This is a genomic window from Pseudomonas emilianonis (assembly GCF_023072625.1).
GTDB classification, from domain to species: Bacteria; Pseudomonadota; Gammaproteobacteria; order Pseudomonadales; family Pseudomonadaceae; genus Aquipseudomonas; species Aquipseudomonas paraveronii.
Genome location: NZ_JAKNRV010000069.1, coordinates 1 through 19,347 on the forward strand (window position 1 = coordinate 1; position 19,347 = coordinate 19,347).

The 19,347-nt window shown below is 60.3% G+C and carries 16 protein-coding genes and 3 pseudogenes; 11 read left to right on the top strand and 8 right to left on the bottom strand.

Annotated features, from left to right (window positions below; genetic code table 11):
* Both L9Z73_RS10130 and secA read right to left on the bottom strand, forming a co-directional pair.
* On the bottom strand, nt 1-309 hold a 309-nt coding region (locus L9Z73_RS10130), incomplete at its 3' end, for a bifunctional ornithine acetyltransferase/N-acetylglutamate synthase (RefSeq protein ID WP_247399636.1).
* Nucleotides 310-433: 124 nt separating this feature from the next.
* Complete coding sequence (secA, locus tag L9Z73_RS10135; protein WP_247399652.1) at nt 434-3,169, bottom strand: preprotein translocase subunit SecA; 2,736 nt, start codon at nt 3,167-3,169, stop codon at nt 434-436.
* Nucleotides 3,170-3,463: 294 nt separating this feature from the next.
* On the opposite strand from secA, the gene L9Z73_RS10140 reads away from it, so the two are divergent.
* Complete coding sequence (locus tag L9Z73_RS10140; RefSeq protein WP_017847108.1) at nt 3,464-3,919, top strand: DUF721 domain-containing protein; 456 nt, start codon at nt 3,464-3,466, stop codon at nt 3,917-3,919.
* 4 nt (nt 3,920-3,923) lie between these two features.
* Here L9Z73_RS10140 and L9Z73_RS10145 read toward each other — a convergent pair whose 3' ends face one another.
* The gene (locus L9Z73_RS10145) at nt 3,924-5,402 is read right to left on the bottom strand and encodes a helicase HerA-like domain-containing protein (RefSeq protein ID WP_247399675.1); all 1,479 of its coding nucleotides are present in this window, start codon (nt 5,400-5,402) and stop codon (nt 3,924-3,926) included.
* 208 nt (nt 5,403-5,610) lie between these two features.
* On the opposite strand from L9Z73_RS10145, the pseudogene L9Z73_RS10150 reads away from it, so the two are divergent.
* Nucleotides 5,611-6,150, top strand: a pseudogene (locus L9Z73_RS10150) (HAMP domain-containing protein); the annotation flags it as partial.
* Nucleotides 6,143-6,263 (top strand): annotated as a pseudogene (locus L9Z73_RS31425) (TIGR00374 family protein); the annotation flags it as partial. The pseudogenes L9Z73_RS10150 and L9Z73_RS31425, both read left to right, overlap by 8 nt.
* Nucleotides 6,264-6,497: 234 nt before the next feature.
* Here the strand turns inward: L9Z73_RS31425 and purU are convergent.
* Nucleotides 6,498-7,346 carry a formyltetrahydrofolate deformylase gene (gene purU, locus L9Z73_RS10155; RefSeq protein WP_247399654.1) on the bottom strand — a complete coding sequence of 283 codons (849 nt, stop codon included), beginning with the start codon at nt 7,344-7,346 and terminating at the stop codon, nt 6,498-6,500.
* Nucleotides 7,347-7,692: 346 nt separating this feature from the next.
* On the opposite strand from purU, the gene mvaT reads away from it, so the two are divergent.
* A complete protein-coding gene (gene mvaT / locus L9Z73_RS10160; RefSeq protein WP_005790963.1) occupies nt 7,693-8,067 on the top strand; it encodes a histone-like nucleoid-structuring protein MvaT in 375 nt (124 codons plus the stop codon).
* Nucleotides 8,068-8,156: 89 nt separating this feature from the next.
* On the opposite strand, the gene sbcB is transcribed toward mvaT, so the two are convergent.
* Nucleotides 8,157-9,584, bottom strand: a complete 1,428-nt coding sequence (sbcB, locus tag L9Z73_RS10165) for an exodeoxyribonuclease I (protein ID WP_247399656.1) — start codon at nt 9,582-9,584, stop codon at nt 8,157-8,159.
* 167 nt (nt 9,585-9,751) lie between these two features.
* Between sbcB and L9Z73_RS10170 the strand changes: the two genes are divergently transcribed.
* From L9Z73_RS10170 to L9Z73_RS10195, 6 genes are read left to right on the top strand one after another with little or no spacing between them, the layout of a single operon-like run.
* On the top strand, nt 9,752-10,444 hold the full coding sequence (locus tag L9Z73_RS10170) for an RDD family protein (RefSeq protein WP_247399658.1): 693 nt from the start codon (nt 9,752-9,754) through the stop codon (nt 10,442-10,444).
* Nucleotides 10,441-11,421 carry a stage II sporulation protein M gene (locus tag L9Z73_RS10175; RefSeq protein ID WP_247399660.1) on the top strand — a complete coding sequence of 327 codons (981 nt, stop codon included), beginning with the start codon at nt 10,441-10,443 and terminating at the stop codon, nt 11,419-11,421. Before L9Z73_RS10170 ends, L9Z73_RS10175 begins: the two co-directional genes overlap by 4 nt.
* Entirely contained in the window at nt 11,408-12,937 is a 1,530-nt protein-coding gene (locus L9Z73_RS10180; RefSeq protein WP_247399662.1) for a DUF4129 domain-containing protein, read from the top strand. The genes L9Z73_RS10175 and L9Z73_RS10180 overlap by 14 nt, the downstream gene beginning before the upstream one ends.
* Nucleotides 12,934-14,091 carry a DUF4350 domain-containing protein gene (locus L9Z73_RS10185; RefSeq protein WP_247399664.1) on the top strand — a complete coding sequence of 386 codons (1,158 nt, stop codon included), beginning with the start codon at nt 12,934-12,936 and terminating at the stop codon, nt 14,089-14,091. The genes L9Z73_RS10180 and L9Z73_RS10185 overlap by 4 nt, the downstream gene beginning before the upstream one ends.
* Entirely contained in the window at nt 14,088-15,083 is a 996-nt protein-coding gene (locus tag L9Z73_RS10190; protein WP_247399667.1) for an AAA family ATPase, read from the top strand. The genes L9Z73_RS10185 and L9Z73_RS10190 overlap by 4 nt, the downstream gene beginning before the upstream one ends.
* Before the next feature lie 7 nt (nt 15,084-15,090).
* Nucleotides 15,091-16,422: a DUF58 domain-containing protein gene (locus tag L9Z73_RS10195; protein ID WP_247399669.1), complete on the top strand. Its 1,332-nt coding sequence runs from the start codon at nt 15,091-15,093 to the stop codon at nt 16,420-16,422.
* Between the two features lie 60 nt (nt 16,423-16,482).
* Here L9Z73_RS10195 and L9Z73_RS10200 read toward each other — a convergent pair whose 3' ends face one another.
* Together L9Z73_RS10200 and L9Z73_RS10205 are read right to left on the bottom strand one after the other, a co-directional pair.
* Entirely contained in the window at nt 16,483-16,842 is a 360-nt protein-coding gene (locus L9Z73_RS10200) for a PilZ domain-containing protein (protein ID WP_247399677.1), read from the bottom strand.
* Between the two features lie 228 nt (nt 16,843-17,070).
* Nucleotides 17,071-17,445: a tetratricopeptide repeat protein gene (locus L9Z73_RS10205; protein WP_247399671.1), complete on the bottom strand. Its 375-nt coding sequence runs from the start codon at nt 17,443-17,445 to the stop codon at nt 17,071-17,073.
* 172 nt (nt 17,446-17,617) lie between these two features.
* Here L9Z73_RS10205 and pyk point away from each other — a divergent pair, with 172 nt between their 5' ends.
* A complete protein-coding gene (gene pyk / locus L9Z73_RS10210; RefSeq protein WP_247399672.1) occupies nt 17,618-19,069 on the top strand; it encodes a pyruvate kinase in 1,452 nt (483 codons plus the stop codon).
* A 92-nt stretch (nt 19,070-19,161) separates the two neighbouring features.
* On the opposite strand, the pseudogene L9Z73_RS10215 reads toward pyk, so the two are convergent.
* Nucleotides 19,162-19,347, bottom strand: a pseudogene (locus L9Z73_RS10215) (iron-sulfur-binding ferredoxin reductase); the annotation flags it as partial.

The window sequence follows — 19,347 nt, forward strand, 5'->3', positions numbered from 1 at the left end:
GGCCAGTTGCGCCAGTTTGGCGCAGGTACGCGCGGCGGCGACCAGGCCCGGCTCGCCGGTGCCAGCGTTGGCATTACCGGTGTTGGTCAGCAGGTAACGAATCGGGCCGGCCACGCGCTGTTTGGCCAGGATCACCGGCGCTGCGCAGAAGGCGTTGAGGGTGAACACACCGGCGACGGTCGAGCCTTCAGCACAGCGCATCACCACGACATCCTTGCGCCCCGGGCGTTTGATGCCGGCCGAAGCGATACCGAGTTCAAAACCGGCAACCGGGTGCAATGTGGGCAAAGGACCAAGACCAACAGCCATGAATGCGCTCCTTAAAAATAGATGATGTCTGTGCCGTCGCGTTCGACGGTGGGAATTAATGGCAAAACGCCGCGACGGCTGATGCCGGTCGCGGCGCGGGGTGTTGCAGCGTCAGGCGAAAATCTTAGTTGATTTCGCCGTGGCAGTGTTTGAACTTCTTGCCCGAGCCGCACCAGCACAGCTCGTTACGGCCCAACTTCTGTTCGTTGCGCACCGGGGTCTGAGCCAGGGCCACATCGACCTCTTCGCCCAATTCCTCAGGTGCCTCAAGACCTGGCGCTTCGTCATGCTGGAACTGCATGCGCGCCGCCAGTGCCTCGGCTTCCTCACGCAGGCGCGCTTCTTCCTCGACCGGGTCTTCGCGACGCACCTGAACGTGGGACAGCACGCGAATCGAATCGCGCTTGATCGAATCCAGCAGTTCGGAGAACAGCGTGAACGACTCGCGCTTGTACTCCTGCTTCGGGTTCTTCTGGGCATAGCCACGCAGGTGGATACCGTGACGCAGGTGGTCCATGGTCGACAGGTGGTCTTTCCACAGATCGTCCAGCACGCGCAGTACGATTTGTTTCTCGAAGGTGCGCAGCGCTTCGGCACTCGCCTGCTCTTCTTTCTCGTTGTACGCGGCCAGCAATTCGGCCATCAACTTCTCACGCAGCGTCTCTTCGTAGAGGTGATCGTCTTCGTCCAGCCACTGCTGAACCGGCAAGTCGACACCGAAGTCGCTCTTCAACGCAGCTTCCAGGCCGGCAACATCCCACTGCTCTGGCAGGGACTGCGGCGGAATGTGCGCACTGACTGTCGCGTTGAGCACGTCCTGACGGAAATCGGCGATGGTCTCGCCAATGTTGTCGGCGGCCAGCAACGTGTTACGCATGTGATAGATCACTTTACGCTGTTCGTTGTTGACGTCATCGAACTCGAGCAGTTGCTTACGAATGTCGAAGTTACGGCCTTCGACCTTGCGCTGGGCCTTCTCGATGGCGTTGGTCACCATGCGGTGCTCAATCGCTTCACCGGACTGCATGCCCAGCGCCTTCATGAAGTTCTTCACCCGATCCGAGGCGAAGATGCGCATCAGGCTGTCTTCCAGGGACAGGTAGAAACGGCTGGAACCGGCGTCACCCTGACGACCGGCACGACCACGCAGTTGGTTGTCGATACGGCGCGATTCGTGACGCTCGGATGCGATCACCTGCAAGCCGCCGGATTCCAGCACGGCCTGGTGGCGTTTCTGCCAGTCGGCCTTGATCTGGGCGATCTGCTCAGGGGTCGGATTGTCCAGAGAAGCCACTTCCACTTCCCAGTTGCCGCCCAACAGGATGTCGGTACCACGACCGGCCATGTTGGTGGCGATGGTCAGCGCGCCTGGGCGACCGGCCTGGGCGATGATCTCGGCTTCTTTTTCGTGGAACTTGGCGTTGAGAACCTTGTGCTCGATGCCTTCCTTGTTCAGCAAGCTGGACATGTGCTCGGAAGTTTCGATGGTGGCAGTACCCACCAACACCGGACGGCCCTGGGTCATGCATTCCTTGATGTCGGCGACGATGGCAGCGTATTTCTCGTCGGCGGTCAGGAACACCAGGTCGTTGAAGTCTTTTCGCGCCAGCGGCTTGTTCGGCGGGATAACCATCACCGACAGACCGTAGATCTGGTGGAATTCGAACGCTTCGGTGTCGGCCGTACCGGTCATGCCGGACAGCTTGTTATACAGACGGAAGTAGTTCTGGAAGGTGGTGGACGCCAACGTCTGGCTTTCGGCCTGGATGTTGAGCACTTCCTTGGCTTCGATGGCCTGGTGCAGGCCTTCGGACAGACGACGACCCGGCATGGTACGACCGGTGTGTTCGTCAACCAGGACGACCTGGCCGTCCTGGACGATGTATTCGACGTTGCGATGGAACAGCTTGTGCGCGCGCAAGCCGGCATACACGTGGGTCAACAGGCCCAGGTTGTGTGCCGAGTACAGGCTTTCGCCCTCGGCCAGCAGGCCGATCTGGCTCAGCATGTCTTCGACGAACTGGTGACCGGCTTCGTTGAGTTCGACCTGGCGGGTCTTCTCGTCGATGGTGAAGTGACCTTCTTTGGTCACCACGCCTTCCACTTCCTCGATGTGCTGCTCAAGGCGCGGGATCAACTTGTTGATCTCGGTGTACAGGCGCGAGCTATCTTCGGCCTGGCCGGAGATGATCAGCGGGGTACGGGCTTCGTCGATGAGGATGGAGTCGACTTCGTCGATCACGGCAAAGTTGAGTTCGCGCTGGAATTTTTCTTCCATGCTGAACGCCATGTTGTCGCGCAGGTAGTCGAAACCGAATTCGTTGTTGGTGCCGTAGGTGATGTCGGCAGCATAAGCCGCACGCTTCTCTTCCGGTGGCTGGAACGGCGTCACGACGCCGACGGTCAGGCCGAGGAATTCATACAGCGGGCGCATCCAGTTGGCGTCCCGGCGGGCCAGGTAGTCGTTCACCGTCACCACATGCACGCCCTTGCCGGACAGTGCGTTGAGGTAAACACCCAGGGTTGCGACCAAAGTCTTGCCTTCACCGGTGCGCATTTCGGCGATCATGCCTTCATGCAAGGTCATGCCGCCGATCAACTGCACGTCGAAGTGGCGCATGCCCATTACGCGCTTACCGGCTTCACGGGCGACCGCAAAGGCTTCGGGAAGCAGCTGGTCGAGGGTTTCACCTTTGGCTATGCGGGCCTTGAACTCTTGGGTCTTGGCGCGCAATTGCTCGTCCGAAAGGGCAACCATCTGCTCTTCGAAGGCATTGACCAGCTGCACCGTCTTGAGCATGCGTTTAACTTCGCGCTCATTCTTGCTTCCAAAAAGTTTCTTTAACAAAGGCGCAAACATATCGGCAGGTTCTTCCACACATAGGGATGGAGGGCGCACCGTGAGTGGCCCGAGCAGCCCTCACGGGCGCATGCGAACGCGCATTCTACCCGGAATCGTGGGTGAGGAAAGTGGCGTTGTTCCCCAATGCAGGCATGAGCCCGTGAGAGGGCTTATTTAAAATAAGGGCTTTTACCGGAACTTCAACCCATGGAGGGCATTGATTTTGCGGGCAAAGCCCCGCAAATGCATTGCCTGGGGGTCCACAGGCGGTTTCTGCTAAGATGGCGGCTCTGTTACCTAAGGTGTCTGATCATGGCGTTTCGCCCTCTTACAGCCCGCGCCCCCAGCGTGTTGCTTCGCGAAGCCAAGCCGTTGAAAGCCATCTTCAGCCATGCGCAGCGCTTGGGCCATCTGCAACGCCTGGTAGAAAGCCAATTGCAACCGGCGGCACGGGAACACTGCCATGTCGCTTCGTGGCGCGAGGGCAACCTGCTGCTTATTGTCACAGACGGCCATTGGGCAACACGCTTGCGCTATCAGCAAAAACGCTTGCAGCGGCAGTTGATGGCATTTGACGAGTTCGCCAGCCTGACGCGCATCCAGTTCAAGGTGCAGCCGCCGACCGTTCCGCAAGGCGCTGCGGGGCACACCATGGATTTATCGGCGAACGCGGCCGAAACCATTCAGGCAACGGCCGACGGTATCAGCGATCCGGGCTTGCGCGCGGCGCTGGAGCGGCTGGCCGCCCATGCCAAGCCAAAAGCCTGACCCCCTATTTGCGCTTGCTGCCGCCCAGCAACGACCCCAGCAAGCCGCGCACTAATTGGCGCCCCATCTGATTGGCGGCTTGTTGCATGGCTGACTTGAGCGCCTTGCCGGCCGCAGTCCCGAGAAACGCCCCGGCCCTGTCGGTAAAACTCGGCTCATCGCTCACAGGCTGGGCTTCTTCGGCCGGGCCCAACGCCTTGCGCGCCATCAGCACTTCATAGGCCGACTCCCGGTCAACCGGTTTGTCATAGCGACCCTGCAACGGCGAACTGGCGACCAGCGCGACCCGTTCGGCGTCGCTGAGCGGCCCGATCCGCGATTGCGGAGGTGCGACCAGCACGCGCTGGACGACTTCCGGCGTGCCCTTTTCCTGCAAAGTGCCCACCAGTGCTTCACCGGTGCCCAGTTCTGTCAGGACCGACAAGGCATCAAATGTCGGGTTGGGCCGAAAACCGTCTGCCACCGCGCGCAGTGATTTCTGCTCTTTGGTGGTGAATGCGCGCAGGCCATGCTGGACACGCAAGCCAAGTTGCGCCAGTACGCTGTCAGGTAAGTCCCCCGGAGATTGCGTGACGAAATACACGCCCACGCCTTTCGAGCGAATCAATCGCACCACCTGTTCCAGGCGGTCCTGCAAGGCCTTGGGCGTATCGGCAAACAACAAATGCGCTTCGTCGAAAAACAGCGCCAGCAGCGGTTTGTCTGCATCGCCGCGCTCGGGCAACTGCTCGAACAGTTCTGCCAGCAGCCATAAAAGGAAGGTTGCGTACACCTTGGGCGCTTCGTGTACCAGGCGGCTGGCGTCAAGCAAGTGGATACGCCCACGACCATCACTGGCAGGTTGCAAAATATCCTCAAGCTGCAGCGCCGGCTCGCCGAACAACGCTTCGGCGCCCTGCTGCTCCAGCACCGCCAGGCGCCGCAACAGCGCCTGGCTGGAGCCGGTGGTCATCAGCGCCGCATCTTCACCCAGCAGTTCCGGGTTATAGCGCAAGTGGTTGAGCAGCGCCTTGAGATCCTTGAGATCCAGCAGCAACAGGCCTTCACGGTCCGCAACCTTAAACGCGGCATAGAGCGCTGACTGCTGGCTGTCGGTGAGCTCCAACAGGCTACCGAGCAACAACGGGCCCATTTCACTGATCGTGGTGCGCAATGGATGACCGGACTGACCGTGGATATCCCACAGCGTGACCGGATACGCCTTGGCTGTGTAATTCAGGAAGGGCATGCCGGCGATGCGCTCGGCCACCTTGCCCTGGGGGTTGGCTGCAGCGCCGAGACCACAAAGGTCGCCCTTGATATCCGCGGCGAATACCGCCACGCCCGCGTCGCTGAAGGCTTCCGCCAAACGTTGCAAGGTGACGGTCTTGCCGGTGCCGGTGGCACCGGCAATCAACCCGTGACGATTGGCCAGGCGCATGGCCTGGGCGATGGGCTGGCCGTCGAGGCCGGCGCCGATAAGCAGTTGCGTGGAGTCAGGCATTTCGTCACCCATGGTTAATTTTTCATGCCGCCAGGTCGATAGAGATAAATGTGAGACCCACAAAGTCTAAAAATAGGTCAGATAGTTCTTACAGCGCCCGATAGAGCTATCACCAGAAGTAGCACACCTTTTTTGACGCTGCCATTAATGGTTCTGCCCTGACCGAGCCCTATATCAATGCCGCGACGGGGCAATTGATCATTGCCATCGCCCCAGCGCCAAAGGCAGCCAGAGCATCGCCGTGGTGATCATCATCGCGCTCCTGGGCATGCTGATCCGAGTACTGATGCAACCGCTGCACGTGATGACCCGCGCCATGCAGGACATCGCCGATGGCGAGGGTGACCTGACTCGCCGCCTGACCATCCAGAATCACGACGAATTCGGCATCCTGGGTAATGCGTTCAACCGTTTCGTAGAGCGAACTCATACGTCGATCCGCGAAGTATCCTCGGCCACCGGGCAAGTCAATGAAGTAGCCCTGCGGGTGGTCAGTGCTTCCAACTCATCGATGATCAACTCCGACGAGCAGGCCAACCGCACCAACAGTGTCGCCGCCGCCATCAACCAATTGGGGGCCGCCGCCCAGGAGTCGGCACAACAGGTGCAAAAGATGATTGAGGAACTGCAAGTCGGCGCCCGGGACGCGGTCAGCACCATGAGCGAAAGCCAGCGCCACAGCCTCGACAGCGTCGAAATCGCCAACCTGGCCGGCGAACGTTTGAGCAGCGTGACCCAACGCAGCGGCAGCGATTTTGATCTGGCGGGCGGTGACGCTTCTATCTACTGGCCGGCGAGCCGATGTTTCTGCTGATGCTCGGCAAGCCGCAGCCCAAGCGTCTGTTTCAGGGGAAGCAGGCCGTTTCTGCAACTCATCCCACAATTGGGCAGCCCCAGGAAAGTCAGTACCGTCCTCAGCGTCCAGCACATCCGGATCATAGCGACTCAGACACCCCTCGCCCAACGTAGCGGGCGCCCTGGATGTAGCTTTATCGAGTGGGTCGGTCATGGGCTTGTCCTGATGGCAGATCAATGAAAAAAGGCCTGGAACGATTTAACGCCCAGGCCCTTCATTCTTCAATCAAAACGCGTTGATCAGAACACCACAGTCTTATTGCCGTGAACCAGAACGCGGTCTTCCAAGTGATAGCGCAGGCCACGGGCCAGGACCATCTTCTCGACATCACGGCCGAAACGCACCATGTCTTCAATGCTGTCGCTGTGGCTGACACGCACCACGTCCTGCTCGATGATCGGGCCGGCATCCAGTTCTTCGGTGACGTAATGGCACGTTGCGCCAATCAACTTCACGCCACGCAGGGAAGCCTGGTGGTACGGTTTGGCACCGACAAACGACGGCAGGAAGCTGTGGTGAATATTGATCACCTTGCCGGCGTATTCGCGGCACAGTTCCGGCGGCAGGATTTGCATGTAGCGCGCCAGCACCACGACGTCGGTTTCGTGCTGCTTGACCAGGCGGGACACCTCGGCGAACGCCGGTTCCTTGTCCTGCGGGTTGACCGGCACATGGTAGTACGGGATGCCATGCCACTCGACCATACTGCGCAGGTCGTCGTGGTTGGAGATCACGCAGGCGATCTCACAGTCCAGTTCGTCGCTGTGCCAACGGTGCAGCAAGTCGGCCAGGCAGTGGGATTCACGGCTGGCCATCAACACCACACGTTTTTTCTGCTCGGTATCGCTGATGTGCCAGATCATCGAAAACTCTTCGGCGATCGGCGCAAACGCCTCGCGAAAGGCCTCAAGACCAAAGGGCAGCGTATCGGCACGGATCTCGTGGCGCATGAAGAACCAACCGCTGAGATTGTCCGAGTGATGGCTCGCCTCGGTGATCCAGCCGTTGTGGGAGGCCAGAAAGTTACTGACTTTGGCAACGATGCCAACCCGGTCCGGGCAAGCAATCACCAGCCGAAAAGTGCGCATTAGGGGAAAACTCCAGAACTTCGCAAAGGTCGCCATTCTAGCGATTACGCAGAAAAACTGCAGTATCCGTTGACGCTTATTCTGCCCTCGCCCTGGCCACACCGCTTAATGGCGTAAGGTTTTACCACCGCTATATGCATGCGCATCGGCAAGCTCAGGCAGTTAGCGGAAATTAAGCAGGTTATCTTTAGCCATCCCCCCTACCAATTAACTCGTTTGCTTAGATTTGCCACAAACATTCAAAGTAATTCACATAAATATCCCCTTAAATGTTTACTTGGGGAAATAGCCTGACTATTATTGGCCACTATCCCTGCCAATCAGCGCTCTACATAAGGTAGTTCACATGTCCCTGATCAACGAATACCGTGCCACCGAAGAAGCTATCAAAGAGCTGCAAGCCCGTTTGAAGAATCTGTCCCAAGACGACAAACTGCAAACCGAGCTGGAATTCGAAGGCAAACTGCGTACCCTGATGGGCGAATACTCCAAATCCCTGCGTGACATCATCGCGCTGCTGGACCCAGAGTCGAAAGTTAAAGCACCGCGCGGCGCCGTAAAAACTACCGGCACCAAGCGTGCGCGCAAGGTCAAGCAATACAAAAACCCGCACAACGGCGAAGTGATTGAAACCAAAGGTGGCAACCACAAGACTCTGAAAGAGTGGAAAGCCAAGTGGGGCGGTGACGTGGTTGAAGGTTGGGCTACCCTGCTGGGCTAAGCCTCGCCAGGCTCTCGCCTGATACGCGATATACAAAAACGCCAGCTTGCTGGCGTTTTTTATTGTCTGAATAGTCTGCAATTACCCGGCTACAGATTCAGCCGAGCGGCTAAAGAGTCGGCATACTCCTGCCATTGATCCAGCACCTGGCACTGAAACGGTGTGGCACTAACAGCCAACTCATTACGCGCCCGTTTAAATGCTTCCAAGGTATTGGGGGCGCCCCATTCACCATCTGACAAGCGTTGTTGACAGAAAAGTTTCCAGCGTTGTTGCTCCTCGCTATTCAAGGTTTCAGGAAAGTTGCGCGCACGGTAGCGAAATAATAATTCGGGCAACCGCTGATCATCAAAGGGCCACTGCTGCCGCGCCAATTGCGTCGGCTCTGCCGCGCGGACTTGTTCGCATAAACGACGGTCGCGATCACCAATAAAACCATCGTAGAGCTGCTGCTCCGGGTCCGAACTCGGCGCAAAATCCTCCTCGGCATAAATCGCCGCTAACTTGTCGCGCCAAACTTCCTGTGCGTCAGTTAGCCGCAGCGCCCGTGCCTGATAAGCGTCCATATCCAATTGCAGCCGTTCACGGTCTTGCGCCCGCAGCACATTCAATGGGGCCACCACCGGGCAGCGGTTGATATGCAACAACTTGAGCGGTACCGGCAACTCGCCTTCGGCCAGATCATCACGACGGGTGTAGAGGCGCTGACGCAAGGTATCGGCGTCGAGATCCAGCAGCCCCTGCGGATCAAGGCCCAGGTCACAGACGATCAATGCGTTGCGATTGCGCGGGTGCCAGGCCAGGGGCAGTACGACACCCAGATAATGGCGCTCGGCAGAAAAACGCCCGGATATATGCACCATCGGTTGCAACAGCCGCACCTGATCCATCACCCGTTGCTTGCTGCGCAACTGGAATAGCCAGTCGTACAGCTTGGGCTGTTTTTCACGGACCAATCGGGCCAAGGCAATGGTCGCGCGCACATCGGACAACGCATCGTGGGCCTGGCCATGGGCGATACCGTTGGCGTCGGTCAAACGCTCGAGCTTGAGCGTCACGCGCCCATCCTGCTCGGGCCAGACGATCCCCTCCGGACGCAGCGCGTAGGCGGTACGCACCACATCGATCAAGTCCCAGCGGCTGTTACCGCCCTGCCATTCGCGCGCATAAGGGTCGAAGAAATTGCGATAAAGACTGTAACGGGTCATTTCATCGTCAAACCGCAGGGTGTTGTAACCCACCCCACAGGTACCGGGAGCCGCCAGTTCGGCATGTACCCGCGTCATGAAATCGGCTTCGGCCAAGCCCTTTTCCGCCAGTATGCGCGGGGTGATGCCGGTGATCGCACAGGCTGCCGGATGGGGCAGGATATCGTCGCTGGGACGGCAATACAGATTGACCGGCGGGCCAACCTCGTTGAGGTCGACGTCGGTGCGAATACCGGCGACCTGGAGGGGGCGATCGCTGCGCGGGTTGATACCGGTGGTTTCATAGTCGTACCAAAAAAGAGTGGTCACGGTCTATTCCTGTGCTGAAGATCGACGAAGTCTAGGCGCTGGAAGGTGCCTGAGGCCAGAGCCATATGAACTGTATAAACATCCAGCAAAACCTTGAGTGGTTGCTTCCCTCACCGACACTGCTAGCATCCGTATCTTCCAACCGCCCTGCGCTGCCAAGGATCGCGATGCCATCAGCTCCATTGGATACCCGTTACCAGATCGAGACCCCGGAGGGCATCGACCTACCCTTGCGCCCGGCCGGCCTGCTACCACGTGTACTGGCCTTCGCCTTCGACCTGGGCGCGCGCGGGCTGCTCATGGGCATCCTGCTGGTTCCGTTGGCCCTGCTCGGCAATATCGGCATAGGGCTGGGCTCATTGCTGCTGTTCCTGGTCAGTTGGTGGTACATGGTGCTGTTTGAAGTACTCAATCAGGGCTGCTCGCCGGGCAAGCAAGTCATGGGCTTGCGCGTGGTACAGGATGACGGCACGCCCATCGGCTGGTCAGCCTCACTCATCCGCAACCTGCTGCGCTTTGTCGACATGCTGCCTTTCGGCTACTTTCTCGGCGCCATCAGTTGCCTGCAGCATCCTAACTTCAAACGGCTCGGCGATCTGGCGGCCGGCACATTGGTGGTCTACCGCGAACTACCATTGGCACGCCCAAGGGTGCCGCAGGCCCCTGCCCTGCGCCTGCCATTTGCCCTGGAGCTGAGCGAACAGCGCGCCATTCTCAATTTCGCCGAGCGCCAGGGCGAACTGTCCGCCGAGCGAGTGCAGGAACTGGCCTCGATCCTCGCCACGCCCCTGCAGGTGTCCCCGGCTCGCGCCGTCGAGCAGCTCAACGGCGTGGCCCGTGGTTTGCTGGGGCCGACATGAAACAGAGCCTGTTCGAAAGTCGTCACCAGCCCCAATGGCAAGCATTCGCCGAACAACTGACGCAGTTGGAACAAGGCAAGGCCAAGGCCGAAGAGCTGGCTGACTTCCCTCATCACTATCGGCGCCTGTGCCAGCACCTGGCCCTGGCTCAGGAGCGCGGCTATAGCAGTTACCTGGTCGACCCGCTGCAACAACTGGCCCTGCGCGGCCACCAACAGCTTTACCGCCACCGCAGCCAATTGGCGGCGAACGTATTGAGTTTCCTGCTGGCCGATTTCCCCCGGCTGGTACGTGAACAGTGGCGCTTCGTGTTGATCGCCAGCCTGCTGTTCTTCGGCAGCCTGGTGGGTATTGCGCTGCTGGTGTACCTGTTTCCCGAACTGATCTACAGCATCGTCAGCCCCCAGCAGGTGGCCGAGATGCAGAGCATGTATGACCCCGACGCCAGTCGCCTGGGCCGCGTCGCCGAACGTGCATCCAGTGAAGACTGGATGATGTTCGGCTACTACGTGATGCACAACATCGGCATCGCCTTCCAGACCTTTGCCGCCGGCTTGCTGTTTGGCCTGGGCAGCGTGTTCTTTCTGATTTTCAACGGCCTGATCATCGGCGCGATTTCCGGGCATCTCACTGAAATCGGCTACGGCCAGACCTTTTGGTCGTTTGTCATCGGCCATGGCGCCTTCGAGCTCAGCGCGATTGCGCTGGCTGGCGCGGCAGGCTTGCAGTTGGGCTGGGCGTTGATCGCTCCGGGGCACCTGACACGCGGGGAATCCCTGCGGCTGGCGGCGCGTAAAAGCGTGCAGATGCTCTGCGGCGTCATGCTGTTCCTGCTGATCGCAGCATTTATCGAAGCCTACTGGTCTTCCTCCACCGCGATCGCGCCTTGGGTCAAATACCTGGTGGGCGCCGGACTCTGGCTACTGGTGGCCACCTACCTGACCTTTGCCGGACGGACTCGCCATGCGCCTGAGTGATGCCAGCGTGGTGATTCGTCCTCGAACGTCATGGGAAGCCATGGACTTGGGCGTGTTAATGGCCCAGGAACATCGACTGCTGCTGATGACCAGTTGGGCGTTGGTGAGCCTGCCGATATTCATCGTGCTTAGCGTTCTGTTGTGGCAATACCCGTCCACGGCCATGTTCGTATTCTGGTGGTTGAAGCCGGCCTTCGACCGTTTGCCCCTGTATATCCTGTCCAAGGCCCTGTTTGGCGAGACGCCAAGCCTCAAGCAGGCCGTGCGTCACTGGCCGCGCCTGCTCAAAGGCCAACTCCTGGCTAGCCTGACCTGGCGGCGACTGAGCCTGAGCCGCAGCTTTTTAATGCCGGTCAGCCAACTCGAAGGCCTGGATGGCAAGGCGCGCCAAAAGCGCCTGGGCGTACTGCAGCAACACAACGCCGGCGCGGCGCGCTGGTTAACCACCCTCGGTGTACACCTAGAGATCGGCCTGTGGTTCGGCTGCATGGCACTGTTCTATCTATTCATCCCCCAGCAGGTTGAACTGGATTGGGACTGGCAGCGGCTGGCGCTGGCGACAGGCCCGGAGGGGCTGTGGCTGGAACACCTGAGCAACGCCTTCTACGCGCTGGTCCTGGTGTTCTGGGAACCGATCTACGTCGCCTGCGGTTTCAGCCTGTATCTCAACCGCCGCACCGTGCTGGAAGCGTGGGACCTGGAACTGGCCTTTCGCCGCCTGCGTCAGCGACTGAGCAGCGTGGCGCCACTGGTACTGCTGGTAATCGGGCTGATGCTGCTGCCGCTGGGCCGGCCCGCTATGGCCGATGACTCGGCCCCCATCCGGCAAGTCACCCCCCAATCCGCCAGCCAATCGATCAAGGCGCTGCTGGACAAGCCACCGTTCAAAAATCCGGAAACCGTGACCCGCTATCGCTTCGGTGACGAAAAAACCAACGTCAAGCCCAAGGCACACGGTGACGGCAAGCTACCGGCCTGGCTGCAAGCACTCCTGGACAACTTCAACAGCAACACCTTCAAGCACCTCGCCCAAGGCCTCGAGCTGCTGTTGTGGAGTTTGCTGGCGGGCGGCGTGGCCCTGTTGATCTGGCGTTATCGCGAGTGGCTGCACACCTTTGTCAGCCGACGCGGGCCACGCAAACCCAAGCTCGCCAAACCGGTACCCACGCAATTGTTCGGCCTGGAACTGGGCGCCGAAACCCTGCCAGCTGACATTGCCAGCACCGCCGAGCAACTATGGCCCACGCACCCCAGGGAAGCCTTGGGCCTGTTGTATCGCGGGCTGCTCAGCCGGTTACTGCACGACTTCAACCTGCCACTGAAAAACGCCGACACCGAAGGCCAGGTACTGAAACGCGTTCAGCGCTTGCAACAACCGCAACTGCAGGCATTCAGCGATGAACTGACCCGGCACTGGCAAAACCTTGCCTACGGGCACCGCCTTCCTCCCGCAGCGGTACAGCAGCAACTGTGCAGCGATTGGCGCGCCCTGTTCAACCCGGGAGCAGCCCGATGAACCGGCCATTGTTGTGGGTGGGGTTGTTGCTCGCATGCCTGCTGGGGGCGGGCGGCCTGTACGTGTGGCACAAGGCAATTCCTTATGACGAAGTCGTGGATCGAGGCCCTTCACCGGAGGCGTTGGGCAATCCCTACCTGGCGGCCGAACACTTTCTGCGCGAGCAAGGCCTGGTGGTGGATCACGCCAACGGCCTTGAACGACTGTCCGATCTGCCCCCAAAAGATCGCAGCCTGTTGCTGCTGGCCGAACGCGGCAACATGACCCCGCGCCAGGTGGATCAACTGCTGGACTGGGCAAAGTCTGGTGGCCACCTATTGGTGGTGGCCGAAGCGCTGTGGGATGAAGCAACAGATAAAAGCGGCGACCTGCTGCTCGATCGCCTGTACATCCACCAGACCTTGAGCGACGAACCCGACCAACTCGCTCCGGCACGCAAAAAGAAAGGGCCAGACCTGACCAAACTCTATGTCGACAATGAAACGGCCCCGGCGTATTTCAGCTTCGATACCGACTTCAATCTCACAGATCCCAAGCATCTGGCCCAGTTTTCGGCCAACAGCGCCAAGTCCAGCCACCTGATGCAACTCAATCTCGGGCAAGGCAGTGTGACAGTAGTCACCGACAGCGACTTATGGAAAACCCCGGGAATCGGCAAACACGATAACGCCTGGCTGCTGTGGTACCTGAACCAAGGCACGGACGTGACCCTGCTGTTCAACAGCGACGTGGACGATCTGTTCACCTTGTTGATGCGCTATTTCCCCCAGGCGCTGGCGGCACTCGCCGCGCTGATCGCCCTGGCGCTCTGGCAGGCCGGTATACGCCAAGGCCCGATCCAGGCGCCAGCGCCCAAGGCACGCCGGCAACTGCAGGAACACTTGGAGGCCAGCGCCGACTTCCTGCTGCGCCGCAGCGGCCAGGGTCCCCTGTTACACGCATTGCAGCGCGATATCCTGCGCGCCGCCCGGCGTCATCACCCAGGCTTTGAACACCTCGACACCGCAGAACAGTGGCAGGTGCTTGAACACCTGACGCGCCAACCCTCTCACGTGATCAGCCAGGCCCTCGGCCCACTTGCGGCAAAACGGCTTTCCAGCGCCGATTTCAGCCGCCAGGTGGCGTGCCTGCAAACTCTCAGGAATGCCCTATGAGCGAACTTCCAACGGCCACTGCCCTGACCACCGACACCCTGCAACACGCCAGCCGCCAAGCCCAAGCCTTGCGCGTTGAACTGCGCAAGGCGGTGATTGGCCAGGACCAGGTGATCGATGACGTACTCACCGCCTTGATCGCCGGCGGCCACGTGCTGCTTGAAGGCGTACCCGGCCTGGGCAAGACCTTGCTGGTGCGGGCCCTGGCCCGTTGCTTTGGCGGCGACTTTGCACGCATCCAGTTCACGCCGGACCTGATGCCCAGCGATGTCACCGGCCACGCCGTGTACGACCTGCACACCGAACAGTTCAAGCTGCGCAAGGGGCCATTATTTACCCACCTGTTGCTGGCGGACGAGATCAATCGAGCGCCGGCCAAGACTCAGGCCGCCTTGCTCGAAGCCATGCAGGAGCGCCAAGTCACCCTTGAGGGTGAAGCGCTGCCCATCGGCCAACCGTTCATGGTGCTGGCCACCCAGAACCCTATTGAGCAGGAAGGCACCTACCCGCTACCCGAGGCAGAGCTGGACCGTTTCATGCTCAAGGTGCGCATGGACTACCCTGATTCCCAGCAAGAGCTGGAGATGGTGCGCGAAGTCACGCGCTCATCTCGGGCCGACATGCTCGACGTACAGCCGCTGCGCACCGTGCTGCAAGCCGAGGACGTGCTGCAATTGCAACAGATCGCCAGCGAACTGGCGCTGGATGAGCAAGTGCTCGATTACGCCGTGCGCCTGGCACGAGCCACCCGCAGTTGGCCGGGGCTGACTATCGGTGCCGGCCCACGTGCCTCCATCGCCCTGGTGCGCGGCGCCCGAGCCCGCGCCTTGCTGCGCGGGGGCGAATTCGTCACCCCGGACGACATCAAGGGCTGCGCCCTTGCGGTGCTGCGTCATCGGGTTCGCATCGCCCCCGAACTGGATATCGACGGACTGGAAGTGGATCAGGTACTCCAACAACTGCTGGACCAGATTCCGGCACCTCGGCAATGAACCCTCCATGAAGCCGACCCGTCTGCTGTTGACCTGGCTCGGCGTGCTGCTGGGCCTGAATATCCTCCTGGGCACTGCACAGGCGTTGCAGCTACGGGTGCCCGAAAGCCTGCATTCGGTAGCCTGGGGCCTGCTGCTGGCCCTGTTCCTGCTGGCGCTATTGGACGCCATGCGTCTTCGCCGCCGTCCGTCCCCACGGGTACAACGGCAGATGCCCGGCAGCCTGGCACTGGCTCGCTGGGGCGAAGTACGCCTGACGCTTGAACACGATTACCCACAGCCAATGACTGTACGGGTGTTCGATCACGTCCCCGACGGCCTGAGCATGGAAAACATGCCGCAGTCCATCGAACTGCGCCCCGGTGAGCGCAGCGAACTGGGCTATCGGCTGCGCCCCTTGCGGCGTGGCCACTTCTGTTTCAGTCGTTGCGAACTTCACCTGCCCAGCCCCTTCGGGTTGTGGTCCGCGCGGCGCTTTGTCGAGGTCAGCGATGCGACCCGGGTCTATCCGGATTTCGCCCGTCTGTATGGCGCACAGCTATTGGGTGTGGATAACTGGTTGAGCCAGTTGGGTGTGCGTCAGCGCCAACGGCGGGGGTTGGGGCTGGAGTTTCATCAACTGCGCGAGTTTCGGGAGGGCGACAGCCTGCGGCAGATCGACTGGAAAGCCACCGCGCGCCAACGCACGCCGATCGCCCGGGAATACCAGGACGAACGCGACCAGCAGATCGTGTTCATGCTCGATTGTGGTCGGCGCATGCGCAGCCAGGATGCCGAACTTTCCCACTTCGATCACGCCCTCAACGCCTGCCTGCTGCTCAGTTACGTCGCGTTGCGCCAGGGCGATGCGGTCGGGCTATGCACCTTCGCCTGCGACCAGCCGCGCTACCTGGCTCCCGTCAAGGGCACCGGGCAGTTGAACCTGTTGCTCAACACCGTCTACGACCTGGACACCACCCGACGCGCGGCCGACTACGAGGCCGCGGCCAACCAACTGCTGGCTCGGCAGAAACGCCGGGCGCTGGTGATCGTGGTGAGCAACCTGCGGGATGAGGACGATGAAGCGTTACTGACGGCGGTCAAACGCATCAGCCGGCAACACCGGGTACTGGTCGCCAGCCTGCGTGAAGAAGTACTCGACCAACTGCGCCTGTCGCCCGTGCAAACCCTGCCCGAAGCGCTGGCCTATAGCGGCGCCGTCGACTACCTCAATCAACGCGACGAACTGCATGACCGCCTGAGCGCTCACGGGTTGTCGGTACTGGATACGCCGCCCTCGGAATTGGGCGCCGCTCTGGTGACACGCTACCTGGGCTGGAAAAAAGCCGGCGTACTGTGAAAGCAGCACACACCCCGGCGAGGGTCGCCACACCCAAGTCGGGGCGACTGCGCGCAATGTCTAAGCGGACGCCTGTAAGGGGTCAAAACTGAAGTATCGCAGCAAGGCATTGATCAGTTGGCCGTATTCGGCAGGCGCCTCAACCACACTGAAGCCTGAGTCGTAATGCTGGGGATTGATGTCCTCGTGGCTCCATAAACAGGTCGCCGTGAAATCAACTGCCTGGAAATCGCCGCCAGCCGTGGGAATCTTCAAGCGCAGCTCGAACTCCGCGTCGACCATCATCGGCAATTGACTGATCAACATCAGCCCTTCTGCAGAGACGTTACCCAAGTATCCAATAGGCTTGTCCGTAAGCCTGTTGAACACTTGCAGGAAACAAGACAATTGATGCCGCTCAATTCGTCGGTTGGTAAACATGCTGATATCGCCATCCATTGGCCATAACTCTGGCCGCGCCAGTGATTCGGAACGGGCCTAACACCCCCCGCTCTCCCTGGAGATCGGTGCGACAACAGCTAGCGCTTTGCCACTCTACCGCTTGCCAACCCCAAGTATTCCATCCGCTCGAACACAAACTTGTACAAACGAACGTTCAAAGAATAGCCCAAGACTGGTGACGAGCCAGTTATAGAATGACAAATATCATCACAACGACGCAGGACGTGGCTGCGCAACGCTCGCACCGGGGTAATGCCCCAGTTGCTGCAGGGTGTCGAGGCGCGCGCGGGCCCGGTAGGCGTACTCGCTGGACGGATACTGGTTGATGATGAACTGATAGGTTTGCACCGCGTCGACGAACAGCTTCTGCCGCTCCAGGCACTGCCCGCGCAACATCGAGACCTCCGGCTGCACATAGCGCCGAGTGCGACTTTCACGGTCGACCTGGGACAATTCCAGGGTGACGCGCTCGCAGTCACCGACCCCATACGCACGGTAGGCGTTGTTCAAATGGTGGTCCATCGACCAACGGGTACAGCCGACAACACTGACGGCCAGGGCAGCAATGAGCAAAATTCGCATGAGGGTTCTCCTGTCTCGTGCAGTGTATCGACCCCTCGTCAAAAATCTTCAAGGATGTTCATCTAATCAATCATAGCGAAAAGCGAATCACCGATAAGTAGTGCAAACGAACAATGACTACAACCAAAGAGCATAGTAGCCTTCCCCAGCGCTTGAACTCAGGAGTCTGTGCATGTCCGTCCGTCGCACCAAAATCGTCGCCACCCTTGGCCCGGCCAGTAACTCGCCGGAAGTCCTCGAACAGCTGATTCTGGCTGGTTTGGACGTTGCCCGTCTGAACTTCTCCCACGGCACCCCGGACGAGCACAAGGCTCGCGCCAAGCTGGTGCGTGAGCTGGCCGCCAAGCATGGTCGCTTCGTCGCATTGCTGGGTGACCTGCAAGGCCCGAAAATCCGTATCGCCAAATTCACCGACAAGCGGATCGAGTTGAAGATCGGTGACAAGTTCACCTTCTCCACCAGCCACCCGCTGACCGAAGGCAACCAGCAAGTCGTGGGTATCGACTACCCGGACCTGGTCAAGGATTGCGGCGTCGGCGACGAACTGCTGCTGGACGATGGCCGCGTGGTCATGCGAGTCGACACCGCCAGCGTCACCGAACTGAACTGCACCGTGATCATCGGCGGCCCGCTGTCGGATCACAAAGGCATCAACCGTCGCGGTGGTGGCCTGACGGCGCCGGCCCTGACTGAAAAAGACAAGGCCGACATCAAGCTCGCCGCCGAAATGGAAGTGGATTACCTCGCGGTGTCCTTCCCGCGCGACGCCGCCGACATGGAATACGCCCGCAAGCTGCGCGACGAAGCTGGCGGCACTGCCTGGCTGGTGGCGAAGATCGAACGCGCCGAAGCCGTGGCCGATGACGAAACCCTCGACGGCCTGATCATGGCGTCCGACGCCGTGATGGTTGCCCGTGGCGACCTGGGCGTGGAAATCGGTGATGCCGAACTGATCGGTATCCAGAAGAAAATCATCCTGCACGCACGCCGCCACAATAAAGCGGTGATCGTGGCGACCCAGATGATGGAGTCGATGATCCAGAACCCGATGCCGACCCGCGCCGAAGTGTCCGACGTGGCCAACGCCGTGCTCGACTACACCGACGCCGTGATGCTCTCGGCTGAAAGTGCCGCTGGCCCGTACCCGCTGGAAGCCGTCCAGGCCATGGCGCGTATCTGCATCGGTGCCGAAAAGCACCCGACCAGCAAGACCTCCAGCCACCGCATCGGCAAAGTGTTCGAAAGCTGTGACCAGAGCATCGCCCTGGCCGCCATGTACACCGCTAACCACTTCCCTGGCGTCAAAGCGATCATCGCCCTGACCGAAAGTGGCTACACGCCGTTGATCATGTCCCGTATCCGTTCCTCGGTGCCGATCTACGCGTTCTCCCCGCACCGCGAAACCCAGGCCCGCGCGGCTTTGTTCCGTGGTGTCTACACCGTACCGTTCGACCCGGCGTCGTTGCCGCCTGAGCAAGTAAGCCAGGCTGCCATCGACGAACTGCTCAAGCGTGGCGTAGTGGAGAAAGGCGACTGGGTCATCCTGACCAAGGGCGACAGCTACCACACCATCGGCGGCACCAACGGCATGAAGATCCTGCACGTTGGCGACCCAATGGTCTGAGTGATCCGCTGAAAAACGAAAGCCCCGCCCTGTGAATGGCGGGGCTTTTTGCTTTGCAACTCACGGTGATGGGCTTGCCTGCGATGGCGTCATCAGCGCCCGGCAATCGACCGGGACAGGAACACATCGGCCAGCAGTTGATTGCGCGGCAGCCCCGCCAGGAACAGGCGCTTGGAAAAGGCCTCGACGCTGGCCGGATGCCCGCAGAGCAAGGCCAGCGTTTGCCGGGAAACCAGCCGCAGTTGCGCCAATGCCGGGGCCAACTCCGCCGATGGCAG